Origin of the sequence: Terrimicrobium sacchariphilum, assembly GCF_001613545.1 — a bacterium.
GTDB classification, from domain to species: Bacteria; Verrucomicrobiota; Verrucomicrobiia; order Chthoniobacterales; family Terrimicrobiaceae; genus Terrimicrobium; species Terrimicrobium sacchariphilum.
The window spans coordinates 3,574,057-3,589,394 of sequence record NZ_BDCO01000002.1; the positions used below are offsets into that span (position 1 = coordinate 3,574,057).

At 60.1% G+C, this 15,338-nt stretch carries 13 protein-coding genes; 3 read left to right on the forward strand and 10 right to left on the reverse strand.

Annotated elements, in window-relative coordinates; all coding sequences use genetic code 11:
- Window positions 1-6 precede the first annotated feature (6 nt).
- Together TSACC_RS16695 and TSACC_RS16700 are read left to right on the forward strand one after the other, a co-directional pair.
- Entirely contained in the window at window positions 7-1,164 is a 1,158-nt protein-coding gene (locus TSACC_RS16695) for a M29 family metallopeptidase (protein ID WP_075080789.1), read from the forward strand.
- Entirely contained in the window at window positions 1,161-1,913 is a 753-nt protein-coding gene (locus TSACC_RS16700) for a putative 4-mercaptohistidine N1-methyltransferase (RefSeq protein ID WP_075080359.1), read from the forward strand. Before TSACC_RS16695 ends, TSACC_RS16700 begins: the two co-directional genes overlap by 4 nt.
- Window positions 1,914-2,155: 242 nt before the next feature.
- Here the strand turns inward: TSACC_RS16700 and TSACC_RS16705 are convergent, their stop codons facing one another.
- The 9 genes from TSACC_RS16705 to TSACC_RS16745 form a co-directional block, all read right to left on the reverse strand.
- Window positions 2,156-3,055 carry an ROK family protein gene (locus TSACC_RS16705; RefSeq protein ID WP_075080360.1) on the reverse strand — a complete coding sequence of 300 codons (900 nt, stop codon included), beginning with the start codon at window positions 3,053-3,055 and terminating at the stop codon, window positions 2,156-2,158.
- A gap of 45 nt (window positions 3,056-3,100) precedes the next feature.
- Window positions 3,101-4,198: a DNA polymerase III subunit beta gene (gene dnaN / locus TSACC_RS16710; protein WP_075080790.1), complete on the reverse strand. Its 1,098-nt coding sequence runs from the start codon at window positions 4,196-4,198 to the stop codon at window positions 3,101-3,103.
- Window positions 4,199-4,359: 161 nt separating this feature from the next.
- Window positions 4,360-5,748: a chromosomal replication initiator protein DnaA gene (gene dnaA, locus TSACC_RS16715; protein WP_075080361.1), complete on the reverse strand. Its 1,389-nt coding sequence runs from the start codon at window positions 5,746-5,748 to the stop codon at window positions 4,360-4,362.
- A 496-nt stretch (window positions 5,749-6,244) separates the two neighbouring features.
- Window positions 6,245-7,876, reverse strand: coding sequence for a sodium:solute symporter (locus TSACC_RS16720; protein WP_075080362.1), 1,632 nt, complete (start codon window positions 7,874-7,876; stop codon window positions 6,245-6,247).
- Window positions 7,873-9,153 carry an amino-acid N-acetyltransferase gene (gene argA / locus TSACC_RS16725; protein ID WP_075080363.1) on the reverse strand — a complete coding sequence of 427 codons (1,281 nt, stop codon included), beginning with the start codon at window positions 9,151-9,153 and terminating at the stop codon, window positions 7,873-7,875. Before argA ends, TSACC_RS16720 begins: the two co-directional genes overlap by 4 nt.
- A 27-nt stretch (window positions 9,154-9,180) precedes the next feature.
- On the reverse strand, window positions 9,181-10,173 hold the full coding sequence (locus tag TSACC_RS16730; protein WP_153811493.1) for an alpha/beta fold hydrolase: 993 nt from the start codon (window positions 10,171-10,173) through the stop codon (window positions 9,181-9,183).
- A 144-nt stretch (window positions 10,174-10,317) separates the two neighbouring features.
- Window positions 10,318-11,688 (reverse strand): UDP-glucose 6-dehydrogenase, encoded by a 1,371-nt coding sequence (locus TSACC_RS16735; protein WP_075080365.1) that lies wholly within the window; start codon window positions 11,686-11,688, stop codon window positions 10,318-10,320.
- 60 nt (window positions 11,689-11,748) lie between these two features.
- Window positions 11,749-12,684: a UDP-glucuronic acid decarboxylase family protein gene (locus TSACC_RS16740; protein ID WP_075080791.1), complete on the reverse strand. Its 936-nt coding sequence runs from the start codon at window positions 12,682-12,684 to the stop codon at window positions 11,749-11,751.
- A 219-nt stretch (window positions 12,685-12,903) separates the two neighbouring features.
- Window positions 12,904-13,680 carry a PhzF family phenazine biosynthesis protein gene (locus TSACC_RS16745; protein ID WP_075080366.1) on the reverse strand — a complete coding sequence of 259 codons (777 nt, stop codon included), beginning with the start codon at window positions 13,678-13,680 and terminating at the stop codon, window positions 12,904-12,906.
- Between the two features lie 229 nt (window positions 13,681-13,909).
- Here TSACC_RS16745 and TSACC_RS16750 point away from each other — a divergent pair, with 229 nt between their 5' ends.
- The gene (locus TSACC_RS16750; RefSeq protein WP_075080792.1) at window positions 13,910-14,299 is read left to right on the forward strand and encodes a VOC family protein; all 390 of its coding nucleotides are present in this window, start codon (window positions 13,910-13,912) and stop codon (window positions 14,297-14,299) included.
- Window positions 14,300-14,458: 159 nt separating this feature from the next.
- On the opposite strand, the gene TSACC_RS16755 is transcribed toward TSACC_RS16750, so the two are convergent.
- Window positions 14,459-15,310 carry a glutamate--tRNA ligase family protein gene (locus tag TSACC_RS16755; protein WP_075080367.1) on the reverse strand — a complete coding sequence of 284 codons (852 nt, stop codon included), beginning with the start codon at window positions 15,308-15,310 and terminating at the stop codon, window positions 14,459-14,461.
- Window positions 15,311-15,338 lie beyond the last annotated feature (28 nt).

The window sequence follows — 15,338 nt, forward strand, 5'->3', positions numbered from 1 at the left end:
CCCACCATGACGATCGCCGAACAAATCGCCGCCCGTAAGTTCCCCCCATTCAGCCTTTCGGGTCTCCTCAAGTCCACTTTCGCGCCGGAACCCGGCCAGCGCGTCTGCATCCTGATCGATCTCGCCAACCCGCAGGACATCAAGGACTTCAAGTTCCTCGAAGATCCCAGCCTCACCATTCAGCGCAATGCCATCACCCATTTCTACGAAGGCTTGAAAAACGGCGCCCTCGCCGAGCTCGGCCTCACCGGCGGCGAGATTTTCGCCTATGAAGTGACCGGCGGCAGCAATCTCGATCTGCCCGATACCGCATTCACTCCGGAGGGCAAGGAGGTTAGCCTGTCGAAGGACGTTTACCCGAACTACGACATCATCCTCTGCATCTCGACCTACTCCGCCACCGCGCCGCTCACCGCTTTTGCGAAGCAGTATGGCTTCCGCGGCGCGACACTCCATGGGCTGAATCCGATCATCCTTTCCACCGGTCTCGCCGTGAACTACGACGACGTGAGCCGCGAGGCCGAGCTCCTGCGCCTCGGCATGACCCGCGCGGATTGGGTCGAGATCGACTTTGAAGTCGCGGGCCAGAAGCACACCCTGCACCTGGATCTCGGCCAGCAGGAGGCGCAAAAAAGCCACGGCCTCTGCCGCGGCAAGGAGCCCGATGTCGCCAACCTCCCGGCCGGTGAGATTTACTACGTACCAACCGGCGCGTCCGGTTCGTTCCCGATGAAGTACGAGGACGGCACCATCGGCATCATGCGCGTGGCCGACGGTCGCGTGCAGAAGGCCGACTTCCTCTCGGGCAACGCCAAGACAGTCGAGGAACACAATGCCAAGCTCGCCAGCGATCCCGTCACGGGGGAACTCGGCGAACTCGGCTTCGGCACGCAGCTCCTGCCCTTCTCGGGCCGCGACATCCAGGACGAAAAGGTGCGCGGCACCATCCACGTCGCCACCGGACGCAGCGACCATCTCGGCGGCAGTCTCACGCCGGAAAAATTCGCCAATCACAAGAACGCGACCCACGACGACATCCTCTTCGCGCCGCACAAGACGCCGGAGATTCGCGTTGTGCAGGCCCGCATGTTCCGCAATGGCGAAACCACCGTGCTCATCGAGGACTTCGAGCCCTCGGCGTACCTGAACGGCCTTCTCGCTTGAGCGCGAATCCCTACGAGTCCGACCGGTTTCTCGACGAGTATCTCCTCTTCCACTACGGAACGGCGGAGGAGATCCTCGGTGATGTGCCAGCACCGCGCGAGGCGCTGGACTTCGCCGTACGGAGCGTGACGTCCCTTATCGATCCGCCGGAGTCCCGCCTGCCTGTCGCGCTCGACATCGGGTGCGCCGTCGGGCGCTCGACCTTTGAGCTGACGCTCTTTGCCGACGCGGTCACCGGCATCGACTACTCCCACCGATTCATCCAGGCCGCCCAACACTTGCAGGCCCAGGGCAGCATAGAGGCCGGGAAAATCGTCGAGGGCGACATCAGCGAGCGCTTCCTCGCCGCCGTACCACCGGGTGTGATTCGCTCCCGGGCGCGCTTTTTCCAAGGCGACGCTATGGCGCTGCCTCAGGACCTCTGCCCGGCGGATATCGTGCTTGCCGCCAATCTCATCTGCCGCCTGCCCGACCCGGCCATCTTTCTCGCCCGACTTCCCTCGCTGGTAAAACCTGGCGGCCAGCTCCTGCTCACGACGCCATTTACGTGGCTCGACACCTACACGCCCCGTGACAAGTGGCTGGGCGGTCGACCTGGCGGCCCGAGTGGCTTCGAGGCACTGCAGACGAGACTGGAGGAGCACTTCGATCTGGAGCACACGATCGACTTGCCATTTCTCATCAGGGAACACTCCCGGAAGTTCCAATACGGCATCGCGCTCGGCTCCCGCTGGCGGCGAAAGCCCTGAGGGATTACGATTCCCACCCGACAGGGAAAATCCCGATCACGCTCAGGAAGCAGGCGCATTCAGAGCGCCAGATGCTCCGCATGATGGCTGGCGAGGTCAAGCAAGCTGCCAGACGCCTGCCGCCTGCGGGCGAGCTTTACGACATCGACAAATAACTCGCTCCAACTCGCCAGATCGATTCGTTCCCGAAAATCTCGAAGACCGCCAAAGCCTTCGCGCCCTTTGCGACCTTCTGTAAAAGGTCAGTCGATCGTCAGCATGGCAGCGCCGAAGACTCCGGCGCTGTCGCCCAGCGTAGGCTTCAGGAAGGCCGTGCGGACTTCGTGATTGAAGACAAACTTCGCCACCTCGGCGCGGGTCCTTTCGTCGTAAAGCAGGTCGATATTGCCCACGCCGCCCCCGATGACCACGGCATGCGGATCGATGATATTGATCACCACCGCGATGGCTTCGGCAAATTTCGTGCGCAGGCGCTCCAGCGTTGCCACGGCGGCGGGTTCGCCTGCTGCGGCTCGCTGGGAAATCTCGGGAAGGCGGATCTTCTGGCCGGTTTCCCCCGCGTAATAGCGCTCGAGAGACGGGCCGGCTATCACCTGCTCATTACAGCCGGATTTGCCGCAGTAGCAGGGCTCCGTTTCGCCGGGTAGGCGATTGTGCCCCCACTCCCCGCCGATGCCATGCAGGCCCTCGATGATATGCTGGTTGACCACGACTCCACCGCCGCAACCTGTACCGAGGATGAGTCCCATCACGACGGGAGCGCCCTTGGCTGCGCCAAGGGTGGCTTCAGCCAGCGCAAAGCAGTTCGCGTCATTGGCCAGCCGTACTTCGATGCCGAGCGCCTTGGCGATGTCCGCCCGCAGAGGCTGACCGTTCAGGCAGAGCGTATTGGAATTCTTTTGCAAGCCGGTCGATGGCTCGCTGGCTCCGGGCGTTCCGATGCCAATGGCGGCAGGCCGCTTGATGCCGGACTCCTCCTCGAGCATCGTGACCACCTTCGCGATCTGCGAGATGATATGCTCGTAACCCTGCGCTGATTCTGTTGGGACTCGGAGGCGATGAAGGGCTTTATCCGGTTTGGCCGGATCAAGAATTGCGCCTTCGATTTTTGTGCCGCCGAGGTCGATGCCCCAAAGATTCATGGATACAGGGAGAGGAAAGCTAACAGATAGAAACGGGTGCTCCGATCACACCGAGACACGCATCGGCATGAGGACGTAGAGGAACGGCGTATTGATTTTGATCACGCCAGGGCTCATTTCGTCGATCAACTCGAGGTAGATCTCGTCGTTGGTCAGGTTGCGAAGCGGGTCGATCACAAACTCCGGATTGAAGGCGATCGAGAAATCGCGGCCACGGTAAACGATGGCCATCGACTCGCGGGCTTCACCGACTTCCGGGGTGTTCGCGGTGATATCGAGATTGTTCTTGGAAAAGGCGAGACGCACCGAGCTGGTCTTGTCGCTGCTGAGGAGCGAGACGCGTCGGATGCTGGTGAGGAAGGCTTCGCGCTCGAGCGTGATGCGCTCCTTGGCTTCTCCCGGGATGACCTGGCGGTAGTTCGGGTAGTTGCCCTCCACGAGTTTGGAAACGAGCTGTCCACCGGCAACCTCGAAGGAAACGAGATTCTCCGCCACGGAGATCTGAACCTCACCCTCTTCACCGAGGAGGCGTTGGATTTCCGTCACGGCCTTGGTCGGAACGATAAAATCGCGCTCGTGACTCTGCGGGAACTCCATGTCGCTGTCGAAGAGCGCCAAACGGCGGCCATCGGTAGCGACCAGCGTGAGCTTGTTGTCCTTGAACGAGAAAAGGATGCCGTTGAGTACGTAACGGGTCTCGTCCACCGAGATGGCGTACGAGGTCTTGCGCAGGCCGTCGCGCAGGTCGTGCTGCTTGATGGAGTAGGTCTTCGCATCCTTGAAGGACGGGAAAGCCGGGAACTCCTCCTTGGCCAGACCGAAAATCTTGAAGAAGCTCGATCCGCAGCGGAGCGTTGAGATATTCTTGGCGTCGGTCTCGATCGTGATCTCCGAGGAGGGCAACTCGCGCACGATGGCGGCGAGGCGGCGGGCCGGCAGCGTCGTCGCGCCGGGCTTCTCGATCTGAGCCGCGATCTCGCAACGGATGGCGACCTCGAGGTCCGTGGTGGTCAAACGCAGACCGGTCTCTGTTGTCTCCAGCAGCGCGTTAGTCAATACCGGCAAGGTGCTGCGCGTGCTGACTACGTTCTGGATGCGTTGCAGGCCGTCTAGGAGGGCTTCTTTCGTGACAGAGAACTTCATGATCTCGATGGAAAACAAGTGATTTATGGATCGCCTCGACGGAAGTCAAACACCATCGCAAAGGGTGCCTGCCGCCGGAGCGTGCCGGAGACGGCATTTTTCCGCCTCCGGAGGGTGGCCGGGAAACCTGTGGTAAGGAACTTCTCGGCCATTGTGAATGGCTATCGCTGGAGCTGGCTGTCCAGCATCTTGATCGTGTGACGAGTCTTCTCGTCCTCATCGATGCGGCGCTTGATCAGCTTGCAGGCATGAATCACGGTACCGTGATCCTTGCCGCCGAAGGCGTCGCCAATGTCGTTGAGCGAGGAGTTCGTCAGTTCACGGGCGAGATACATGGCGACCTGGCGCGGGAAGGCGATATTCGCCGGGCGGCGCTTGCTCGTCATGTCGGCCAGGCGCACGTCATAGTGCTCGGCCACCTTGCGCTGGATCTGCTCGATCGTCACCGCACGACGCGCCTGTTCCTGGAAGATGTCGCGCAGCAGGTTCTCGATCACGTCCCGGCTGATCTCGCGATCGCTCAGGGACTTGTACGAGGCCACCCTCATAAGCGCGCCTTCCAGGCGTCGCACGTTATTGCGAATGCGGTCGGCGAGGAACTCGATCACCCAGGGCTCGACATTGATGTGAAGACCCTCCGCCTTCTTTTTCAGAATGGCGATCCGGGTTTCCATATCCGGGGGCTGTAGCTCCGCCGTCATGCCCCACTCAAAGCGGGAAACCAGACGCTGCTCGAGCTTCTCGATCTCGCTGGCAGGACGGTCGCTGGAGAGCACGATCTGCTTGTGCCCATCGTGCAGGGTGTTGAAAGTATGGAAAAACTCCTCCTGCGAGCGCTCCTTGCCCGCGAGGAACTGGATGTCGTCGATCATCAGCACGTCCGCCTGACGATACTTCTTGCGGAACTTCACCAGCGTGCCGTGCTGGATGGCGTCGATGAATTCGTTGGTGAATTGCTCGCTCGAAAGATACACGACGCGAGCCGATTTCTGGTTGGCCAGCACGTAGTGGCCGATGGATTGCAGGAGGTGGGTCTTGCCCAGTCCGCTGCCGCCGTAGACGAAGAACGGATTGTAGGTTTTCGCCGGGGATTTGGCTACCGCAATGGCCGCGCCATGCGCGAACTGGTTGTTGGAGCCAACGACGAAGGTTTCAAAAGTATTGCGAGAATTCAAACCACTGGCAGATCCGCTCACACCGGAGGAAGCCGGGGCCGAGGGGCGCTCACGTACGGTCACCTTGGGAGCCGGAGCCTCCTGGGGTGCCGCAGAGTTCGCTGCCATGGCCGCGCCATCCTCCCGACTGGGAGCGACAAATTGGATTTTCCGCGCCGAACCGAGCACTTCGGTGGCCGCGTCCTGCACGAGAGGCAGGTAGTTGCTTTCGATGAAAAACTGGTGAATCGGGTTTGGCACGCTCAGCACCATGCGGATGCCGTCGTCACTCACGATATCCACGCCATGAAACCAGCGCTCGTACCCGTCGGCGCTGATGCGCTGGCGGATCACCTCGGAGATCGATGACCAATTCTGCCCGCAATTCGATGTCATAGAAAGTTATACACTGGTTTCCCCGGCGTACTTCCGTCCATTACGACTAGGATCGGCAGTTTTGGCTGGCCCAGTAAAAGAGCAAAAAGGGCAAACCATGCCAAGCGATTTTTCCGAGACTTTTGGAGAAATAAGATTCATAACCAAATACAAATCAATTAGTTACAAACCAATCCCCTCGAGATGACTTTTCGCAGAAAAATTTCCCGCCCCAAGGCAGGTTTTGCGTCGCCGGGAGACGACTTGCGGAAGGTGTTGGTGGGGGTTTTCAATCTCTTCACAAGTTATTCACAGCACCCATTTCCCTAGGTGCCGCATGCGGCGCCAGAGTAATTTTTGCCCCCCCCTGCCTCAAGAAAAAATGGCAGGATCGTCACACAAAAAGATTGGCATTTTCCCCGAAAAATCTTGACCCTCCCGCCCCCTTTGATGGCTTCAAGGCCTGCGCCGGTGATCGATGTATTTCCTCACCTTTCCCCGCCCCTTTTGGGACGAGTCAAAGTTGGGCCGGATCGCTCTCTCGACGTGGAAAGAGGATTGCCAGAAGGAAAGTCACCGTGCAGCCGATGAAGACGTAGTAGGGCCATGCGATGGCAGGCCACCAGGCAGGCATCAGGGTGCCAAAGTCCCAGTTCACCGGCTGAAAATGGAGATCGGGCTGAAAGTGGAGGCTCACCCCAGGCAGATTGACCTTGCCGAGGAACAGCACGGCAACCACCCCGAGGAGCATCGCGACAACATTGGCCACGTCATTTCCCCGCTTCTCAGTCAAAACGCCAAGGAGAAACACGCCGAGGAGCGATCCGTATCCGTAACCGAGGACCCCGAGCGCAAGAGGAATGATCGTGATATTCGTCTCCAGCACGGTGTAGGCCGCGCCCGTGGCGACGAGGATCATCAAAAGGCCGAAAACCGCTGTCGAGATACGAGCGGCCCGGATCGACTGCTGCTCGGTGGCTTGGGGCCGAATGTAGGGCTGATAAAAGTCGCGGATAAAGGCCGTGGCCAGCGCATTGAGCGCGGCCGAGGTGGACCCCATCATGGTGGCAAAAACGCCTGCGATAATAATCCCCCGGATGCCCACCGGCATCTCGTGAATGATGTAGTACGCAAAAACCTCGTTGTGCGCCGAAGGGAGCGAGGAGTCGGGCGTCACCTGATATCTGACCCACAGGAGCATGCCCACGCCAAGAAAGGCGAGCACGATCGGAATATCGGCGAGCCCGCTCAAGACGAGGCTGAAACGCGACTTTGCCACGTTTTCCGCTGTCAGCATGCGCTGCACCATGTCCTGGTCCGTGCCATGGGTGGCCATTGTCAGAAAGGTCGAGCCAATGAGCGCGGCCATGATCGTATAGGGATTCTCCAGCATCCCCCTCAGGGCGTCGCCAAAGGGCTTGGCGGCATCCCAGCCCGTCTGGAACATCGAGGTATCCTGAGTTGAAAGCTGCCGATGGACCTCGCCGAGGCCGCCGGGAATGTGATTCAGGATGGTAAAGAGGGCAAAAACCACCGCCCCCAGCATGAGGCAGGCCTGAATGAGATCGGTCCAGACGACGGCTTTGATTCCCCCGATCGCGGTGTAAAAGGTCGTGACCAGCGTGATGAAAACGATGCCCCAGAAATAGGTCTCCAGAGTCACCGGCGCGCCCGGGAAAAGGAATCTCCAGATCACCACGAGAATCACCCCCCCGAGATACAGACGCACCCCGATACCCAGGACGCGACCAAGGAGGAAAATGCTGCTTGCCGTATCCTTCGTACGCGGTCCGAAACGAATCGTGAGAAATTCGTAGATGCTCTGCACCTTGTACCGGAAATAAGGAGCGATGAAGAGCCACGCGATGATGATGCGGGCGAGGACCGTTCCGATAGCGAGCTGCGCGTAGGCAAAACTCCGTGTTTTGAATCCTTCCGCCGGCGTGCCCAGGAACGTCGCTGCGCTCGTCTCGGCAGCAACGATCGACGCGAGTACGGCCCACCACGGGATCTTGTGCCCGCCCAGGGCAAAATCCTGCAAGCTCTTGTTATTACGTCCGGCGTAAAGGCCGATGCCGACGATGACGAGAAAGTACAGAAGGATGACAACGCCATCGATGGCGAGTCCCCAGCCGCTTGCGCCACTCATGCCGAGAAGATCTTCTCCAATACGCGGGAGTTTCGCCCGCTGGTTTCATACTTGATCCTCCGCACGGCAGGCAGCCGCTCCGGCGCAACTTCCACGAAACCGCCTTTTTGCTGGAGGTAATGCACCGCCTGGGTCGAAAGGGCGAAGATGCGCTTGAGGCCCTTTTCCCGGGCGATGTTCTCAACGAAGGCCATGAGCTTGCGCCCGTAGCCCTGGTTCTCATGCGTCTTGCTCACGTAGAGGCAGGCCAGCTCTCCCGACGCGTCCTCGGGGTAGACATGCAGGGCCACACAGGCCACCGGGGTCCGGTCGACCTCGAGCAGCCAGTAATCTTCGATCTTCTCTGTGATTTCGGTACGTGTGCGCCGAACGAGTTCCTCATTCTTCACCGATTGCCGGATGAGTGACATCACGGCCCGGACGTCCTTTTTGAAAATCCGGCGGATCTGCTGGTATTCGTTGGAATACACCATGGTGCCGAAGCCCTCGTGGCTGAAAATCTCCGTAAGCAGCGCCTCGTTCACGCTACCATCGAGCACGTGGACGCGCAGTACGCCCTGCACGCAGGCGCGGGCGGCGCAGTCGAGTTTCGACCAGATGCTGGGCGCAAGGTCGTCCTTCCGCCGCTTGAGCAGGTCATTGGTCTCCGCCACGGAAACCTGCCGCGGCAGCCCCTCTCCCGCAAAGGCGGAGTGCGGCGCGAGATAAATGATCTTCGAAGCTCCGAGCTCCTCGGCCACCTCCACGGCGGCTGCATCGGAGTTCACCCGGAATGTCCGACCCTCGCCGTCGAACCCGAGCGGTGGGATGATCGGGCAAATACCTTCATCAAGCAGGAGCTTGAGCGCCTTCACGTCCACGCGCTCCACCCGCCCGGTATATTGCTGGTCGACGCCGCCGAGGATGCCGGCGGGATGGGCGATCATGGCGTTGATGTAGGCGGCCCGCAGGTCCACGGCGGAAAGCCCCTCCATGATCTCGTTCGTCAGCCGGATCGCCGCGTCGATGCTCACCTGGAGAGTTGCCGTGTCGGTCACCCCCGTACCATCGGCATTGCTTAACTTGACCCCTCGCGCCGCCGCCAGCTCGGTGATCTGGTGGGCCGCGCCATGGACGAGCACCACCTTGATGCTCAAGGATCGCAGCACCGCCAGATCCAGCAGGATGTTGGGAAAATTATCGGAGGCCGCCACTTCGCCATCGATGGCAATGACGAACACCCGCTCGCGGAAGCGAGGGACATACTGGAGAATTTCGCGGAGATCGGAGACGTTCACTTCTTTACGAGGTCGGCCAATACCACGTCAGGCCACACCCTCAAGCCGAAAGTCACCATCAATCTCGGAAGTCAGGAGTTCCGTGATGCGCTCGGGAGCCTCCAAGGCTGCCAGAATGCCGCAATCCGGCACCTGCACCATCCGCACGTTCTCAATCTTTTTTGCAATCTCCAATCCAGTCTCGATGGGAAATCCCGTCGCCTTGTCCGGCCAAAGGATCGTCACGGGATGCAGCACCCGGCTCAACCTTGACTCGATGTCAAAGGCCAGCCGCCCGCGCAAAAATCCAAAAATCGCATGTTCGGCTCCCGCCTGCCGGGCGCAGGTGGAAAGCACGCGCACCATCTCCTCATTCACCCGTGAAGGATCGCCCAGGGCAAAACGGGAAAGCCATCCCCGGATGAATGGCGGACGCGAAAGATAATTCTGATAAACAAAGCGGTTCAAGCCAGGCAGACCGACCAGCGCCACCATGCCGGCGGCGCGCCATTTGCCGGATTCCTTCAATCCTGTAGGCAGCAGTACGACAAGGCGCGAGATGCGCTCGGGATGGCGCGAGGCGAGCAGCAACGCGATGCCTGCCGTCAATCCACTGGCGACGATCACGGGCTGACGACCGGGACATGTCTCGAGCAGGAACTCAGCCAGGCTCTCGGCGTAGTCCGTGGCGTCCATCGGTACGCCGGGCCGCTCGCTTTCTCCAAAGCCGACCAGATCCGGGACGATCACCTCATGACCCATGGTGAAATGCGGGTACACCTTGCTCCACTCGTACGACGATGCACCGAGATAGATGCCGTGCAAAAATACCAGAGGCTCCCCGGAACCGGAAATGTGATAAACCATCTCGCCATGCGATGTGCTCGCCACTCGGGTGGCAAAGATGGCAGGCGAAATATCGTCGGGGATGGGTTCGCGCGGGGTTCGCCGCATGCCATATCGCACTGCCAGCGCCACCGCACCCATCACGCCCACTCCGATGCCTATCCCCAGCACCGGCTTTCGCTTCCAGAAGTTCACTTCCCCCTCAGGGTGCTATCGACTCGCCCAAAGCGCAATCAGATTTGAGCACACCTCGCAGGCTAAAGCCTGGGAAGGCAGATGGGGAACAGCCGTGAGCGGACTGCTCCCCAGGCGCCAGTAATGCTGAACTTTCTAAAGACCTTAGGGCTTGCCGATGGCGTGGACCTCAAAGCCGATCTCACGGAGCTTCGCCCGGTCGAGGATATTGCGACCGTCGAAGGCGAACGCGGGCTTCTTCATGCCCGTGAAAATGCGATCGTAGTCAAAGCTCTTGAACTCATCCCATTCTGTCAAGACGGCCAGGGCGTGGGCTTGATCGAGGGCCGCGTAAGGGTCGTCCACCACGGAGAGACGGGCGAGCTGCGACTCCGGCACGCCGGCGTAGACGAGGTCGTCGCGGATGCCTTTCTCTGTCACCTGCGGATCGTAGACCGCCACCTCAGCCTGCTCGGCGAGCAGCGAAGCGCAGACGCGGATCGCAGCGGATTCGCGCGTGTCGTTCGTGTCCTTCTTGAAGGCAAACCCGAGGACGGCGATTTTCTTCCCGGAGATGGTATTGAACATTGTACGGATCATGCTGCGTACGAAGCGATCCTTCTGCCAGTCATTGATCTTGACCACGCTTTCCCAATACTCGGCCACTTCCTTCAGGCCGTAGTATTCGCAGAGGTAGACAAGATTTAGAATGTCCTTCTGGAAGCACGATCCGCCGAAGCCGACGGACGCCTTGAGGAATTTCGGCCCGATGCGCGTATCCTTGCCGGCGGCGAAGGCCACCTCATCGATGTCTGCACCCGTCGCCTCGCAAAGCGCGGAGATCGAGTTCACCGAGGAAATACGCTGTGCCAGGAGGGCGTTGGAGACGAGCTTGGTCAGTTCGGAAGACCACAGGTTCGTCGTGAGGATGCGCTCGCGCGGCACCCAGGCATTGTACACCTTGACCAGCGTCTCGACCGCAGCCTGTCCGCTCGGCGTATCGTCACCACCGATGAGCACGCGATCCGGGGCCTCAAGGTCGCTGATGGCGGTACCCTCGGCGAGAAACTCTGGATTCGACAACACCTCAAAGCGGTATCCGTTGCTGTTGGAATGCAGGACGCGCTTGAGCGACTCCGCCGTGCGCACTGGGAGAGTCGATTTTTCCACGATGATCTTGTCGCCTTGAGCGACCTCGGCGATGCGTCGGGCGCACAGCTCGAGATAACGCAGATCCGCCGCGCGACCAGCGCCCACGCCGTATGTCTTCGTCGGCGTGTTCACACTTACGAAAATAATATCTGCATCGCGGATCGCCTGATCGACGTCTGTGGAAAAAAACAGGTTCTTGCCACGGCACTCGCGAACAACCTCTTCGAGACCCGGCTCGTAGACTGGCAGTTCGGCGGAGTTCCACGCATCGATGCGCGCCTGATTGATATCGACGACCGTCACTTTGCAGAAGGTCGCCTTCTTTGCGATCATGGCCATTGTCGGTCCCCCGACATAGCCCGCTCCGATACAGCAGATATTCATAGTTTGGTGAATCTGGGAAATTGGTTAGTGTCTCAATTGGGTGGGGCTTCGTCCAGCGCGTTAGCCTGCCTGGATCTCCTTGCGGAAGTACTCGACTGTACGCCGCAAGCCCTCGACCAGCGGCACGGTCGGCTCCCAACCCAGGTATTTCTTCGCAAGCGTGATGTCGGGCCGGCGCTGCTTCGGATCATCCGAGGGCAGCGGCAGATGGACGATTTTAGAAGATCCACCTACGATCTCGAGGACGAGTTTCGCCAGTTCCAGCATCGTAAACTCGCCCGGATTGCCGATGTTCACCGGCCCTACGGTGAGCTCCTGGTTCATGAGCCGGAGGAATCCCTCGATGAGATCGTCCACGTAGCAAAATGACCGGGTCTGCGAGCCATCGCCGTAGATGGTGATGTCCTCACCGCGCAGGGCCTGCACGATGAAGTTCGACACGACGCGCCCGTCATTCGGGTGCATGCGCGGACCGTAGGTGTTGAAGATGCGGACCACGCGGATGTCGACCTTGTTCTCCCGATGGTAATCGAAAAACAGTGTCTCGGCGCAGCGCTTGCCCTCGTCGTAGCACGAGCGGCGACCGATCGGATTCACATTGCCCCAATAGTCCTCGGTCTGCGGATGTATGTTCGGGTCGCCGTAAACCTCGGAGGTTGAGGCCTGAAAGACACGCGCTTTCGTGCGCTTGGCCAAGCCGAGGCAGTTGATCGCCCCCATCACTGAGGTCTTGATGGTCTTGATCGGATTGTACTGGTAGTGCGGCGGCGAGGCTGGGCAGGCGAGATTGTAGATCTGATCGACCTCAAATTTGAATGGGTCGATCACATCATGCCGGATCAACTCAAAGCGCGGATTGCCAAGCAGATGCTCGATATTGGATTTCCGGCCCGTGAAAAAATTGTCGAGGCACAACACGTCATGCCCGCCAGCGATCAACCGATCGCAAAGGTGAGAGCCTAAAAAACCCGCTCCGCCAGTAACCAGGATACGCAACGACATAAAGTGAAGTGTTTAAAAGTGGATTCCCCGCCCCGCATTCATTCGGGTGGTAGCGATGTCATAAATATGCTCGAGCGCCCGATGACAAGCTTCCGTGTTTGAACCCCTCTCTCCTCCATGCATTCCATGCCCTTTGTTCCCGGCCGGTGCGTTATGCATTTTTCCGGCGTGTTCGGCGCTTCTTTAGCCATGGGTAGTGGATGGAATCAACCCTCAAATCGCAATCTCTCCGCGCATGTAGGTGACACACCGTCCTCCGATCCGCACCCGGTCATCAACCAGTTCGCACCACAGCTCGCCCCCGCGGGAGGAGACCTGCCTCGCAAAAAATGTGGTTTTTCCCAGCCGCTCGGCCCAATACGGCGCAAGCGTACAATGAGCCGACCCCGTCACCGGGTCCTCGGGAATGCCGCACCCCGGGGCAAAGAAGCGCGAGACAAAGTCGCAGTCGTGCCCCGGCGCAGTCACGATCACCCCGCGGGCATCCAGAGCGGCTATCGCTGCCATGTCCGGACTCAAGGACAGGATGTCCTCCGCCCGATCGTAAACGCAGAGAAAATCCTCTGCCTTGTGAACCTCGCATGGATCGGCTCCCAGCGCCTCGGTCAGCATCCTCGTGGCCGTTGCGGATTTTCCCGGGAGTGTCGGGAAATCCAGCACCAGGCGATCTCCTTCCGCCGATACGCCGAGTATCCCGCTTGCGGAATCAAAATGAAGTGGAGCATGGCAACGAGCCTCGGTCACAAGCACATGCGCTGCCGCCAGCGTGGCATGGCCGCACAGGTCCACCTCCACCGTCGGCGTGAACCAGCGAATGGAAAACTCCTCCCCATGCGGCAGCACAAAGGCAGTTTCCGAAAGGTTGTTTTCAAATGCGATTCGCTGCAACGTCGCGTCATCAGTCGTCTCACGTAGCAAACACACACCCGCCGGATTCCCCCGGAACATCTCCGAAGCAAACGCATCCACATGGAAATAAGGAACCTTCACCAGAGATATCGTAGAGTGACTTGAGGACGGAAGAAAGCGAAGTAAACCAAGGGGGAGACAGAAGTTCTTTTGCAGAAGGACACCAGTCTACCCGGTGCTTGAGGGAACGGCTCGGCTCAAACACAGCGTTGCGGATGTCGAGACCGCATGAACCCCAGGGATTACGATGGTTGTCCATCATTGACCCGTGGCACTGAACGCAATTAAGGAGGATCTCATTTCCTCCAACATGCAATTCGCCTACACGATCCTGTACGTATCAAATGTCGCTGCCTCTCTCGCCCATTATGAAGCAGCCTACGGATTTACCACTCGGTTCCTGCATGAAAGCAGCACGTACGGGGAACTGGAAACCGGGGCGACCACGCTCGGCTTTGCGGCGCGAGAACTCGGTGAGGAGAATTTTCCGGGCGGCGTGGAAACTCCGGATTGCAAGCGTCGCCCCTTTCCAAGTGAGATTGCTTTCGCCACGCCCGATGTGGACAGCGCCTACCAGCGCGCCATTGCCGCCGGGGCCATCGCAGTGGCACCTCCCAAGCTGAAGCCCTGGGGCCAGACCGTCGCCTATGTTCGCGACATCGACGGCCATCTCCTCGAGCTTTGTACCCCGATCGGTTAGCCCGTCGAGCACCCTTTCCAAGGGGAATATAACCGGCGGCGGAGTCCACCCAAACCGGAGCCGAGTGCCGTCTCCGAGCTTCGCTCGTCCCTAAAGAGGTCGCCATCCTTGCGTCCTTCTGCAAGAGACTGCTGATCTCGCAATCTCGCCTTCTTCTCGCTAAAACATCCCATTTTTTAACCGGTCCCAGAGACTCTGGGGAGTCGCTCCCTGTTCCCTCAGCGTCCGTAAAGCCAGCGCTCCGGTGCGTTTCGCCAGACGCCGTCCGAGTTCGTCGACGACCAGGGGGCAGTGGTAAAATCCCGGAGCTGGCGCCCCAAGCGCCCGGCAAAGCAATAGCTGCCGCGCCGTGGAGGTCAGCAGGTCTGCGCCACGCACCACCTCCGTGATGCCCATCGCGATGTCGTCGACCACCACAGCCAGTTCGTAGGCCGGGACATTGTCACGGTTCCAGATCAGGAAATCGCCGAAATCCACTCCGGCCACACGCCGAGTCTGGCCGAAGTGTCCATCCACAAACTCCACCGCCTCGCCATCCGGCACGCGGAACCGCCAGTTCGTTCCCGCCGGGTCCGCCCATTCGCGCGCCTGCGCGACGGGAACACGCCATCCCGGCGGAAAAACCGGCTCCTCCTCATGCGGTGCCAGCGCCGACGTCGCCACCTCCTTGCGCGAGCGAGCACAGGGATAAATCCATCCGCCGTCGCGCAGGGCTCGCCATGCCGCGAGAAAATGCGGGCGGCGTTCGCTCTGCCGGTACGGCCCGCAGGGTCCGCCGACATCCGGCCCCTCGGTCCAGGTGAGCCCGAGCCAGCGCAAGTCCTCCAGCGCCGCGTCGCAATACTCCGGCTTGCAACGCAGCGGGTCCAGATCCTCCAGCCGGAAAACCATCGTCCCGCCAGCCGCCTCACACCGCTCCGCCGCCCGGCGAAACGTCGCCGCATGCCCGACATGCAAGTAGCCCGTCGGCGTGGGCGCAATGCGCCCGCGATATGTGCATCCGCCGCTCATCGGAACCCGGGCGAAAATCCAGGTAGTC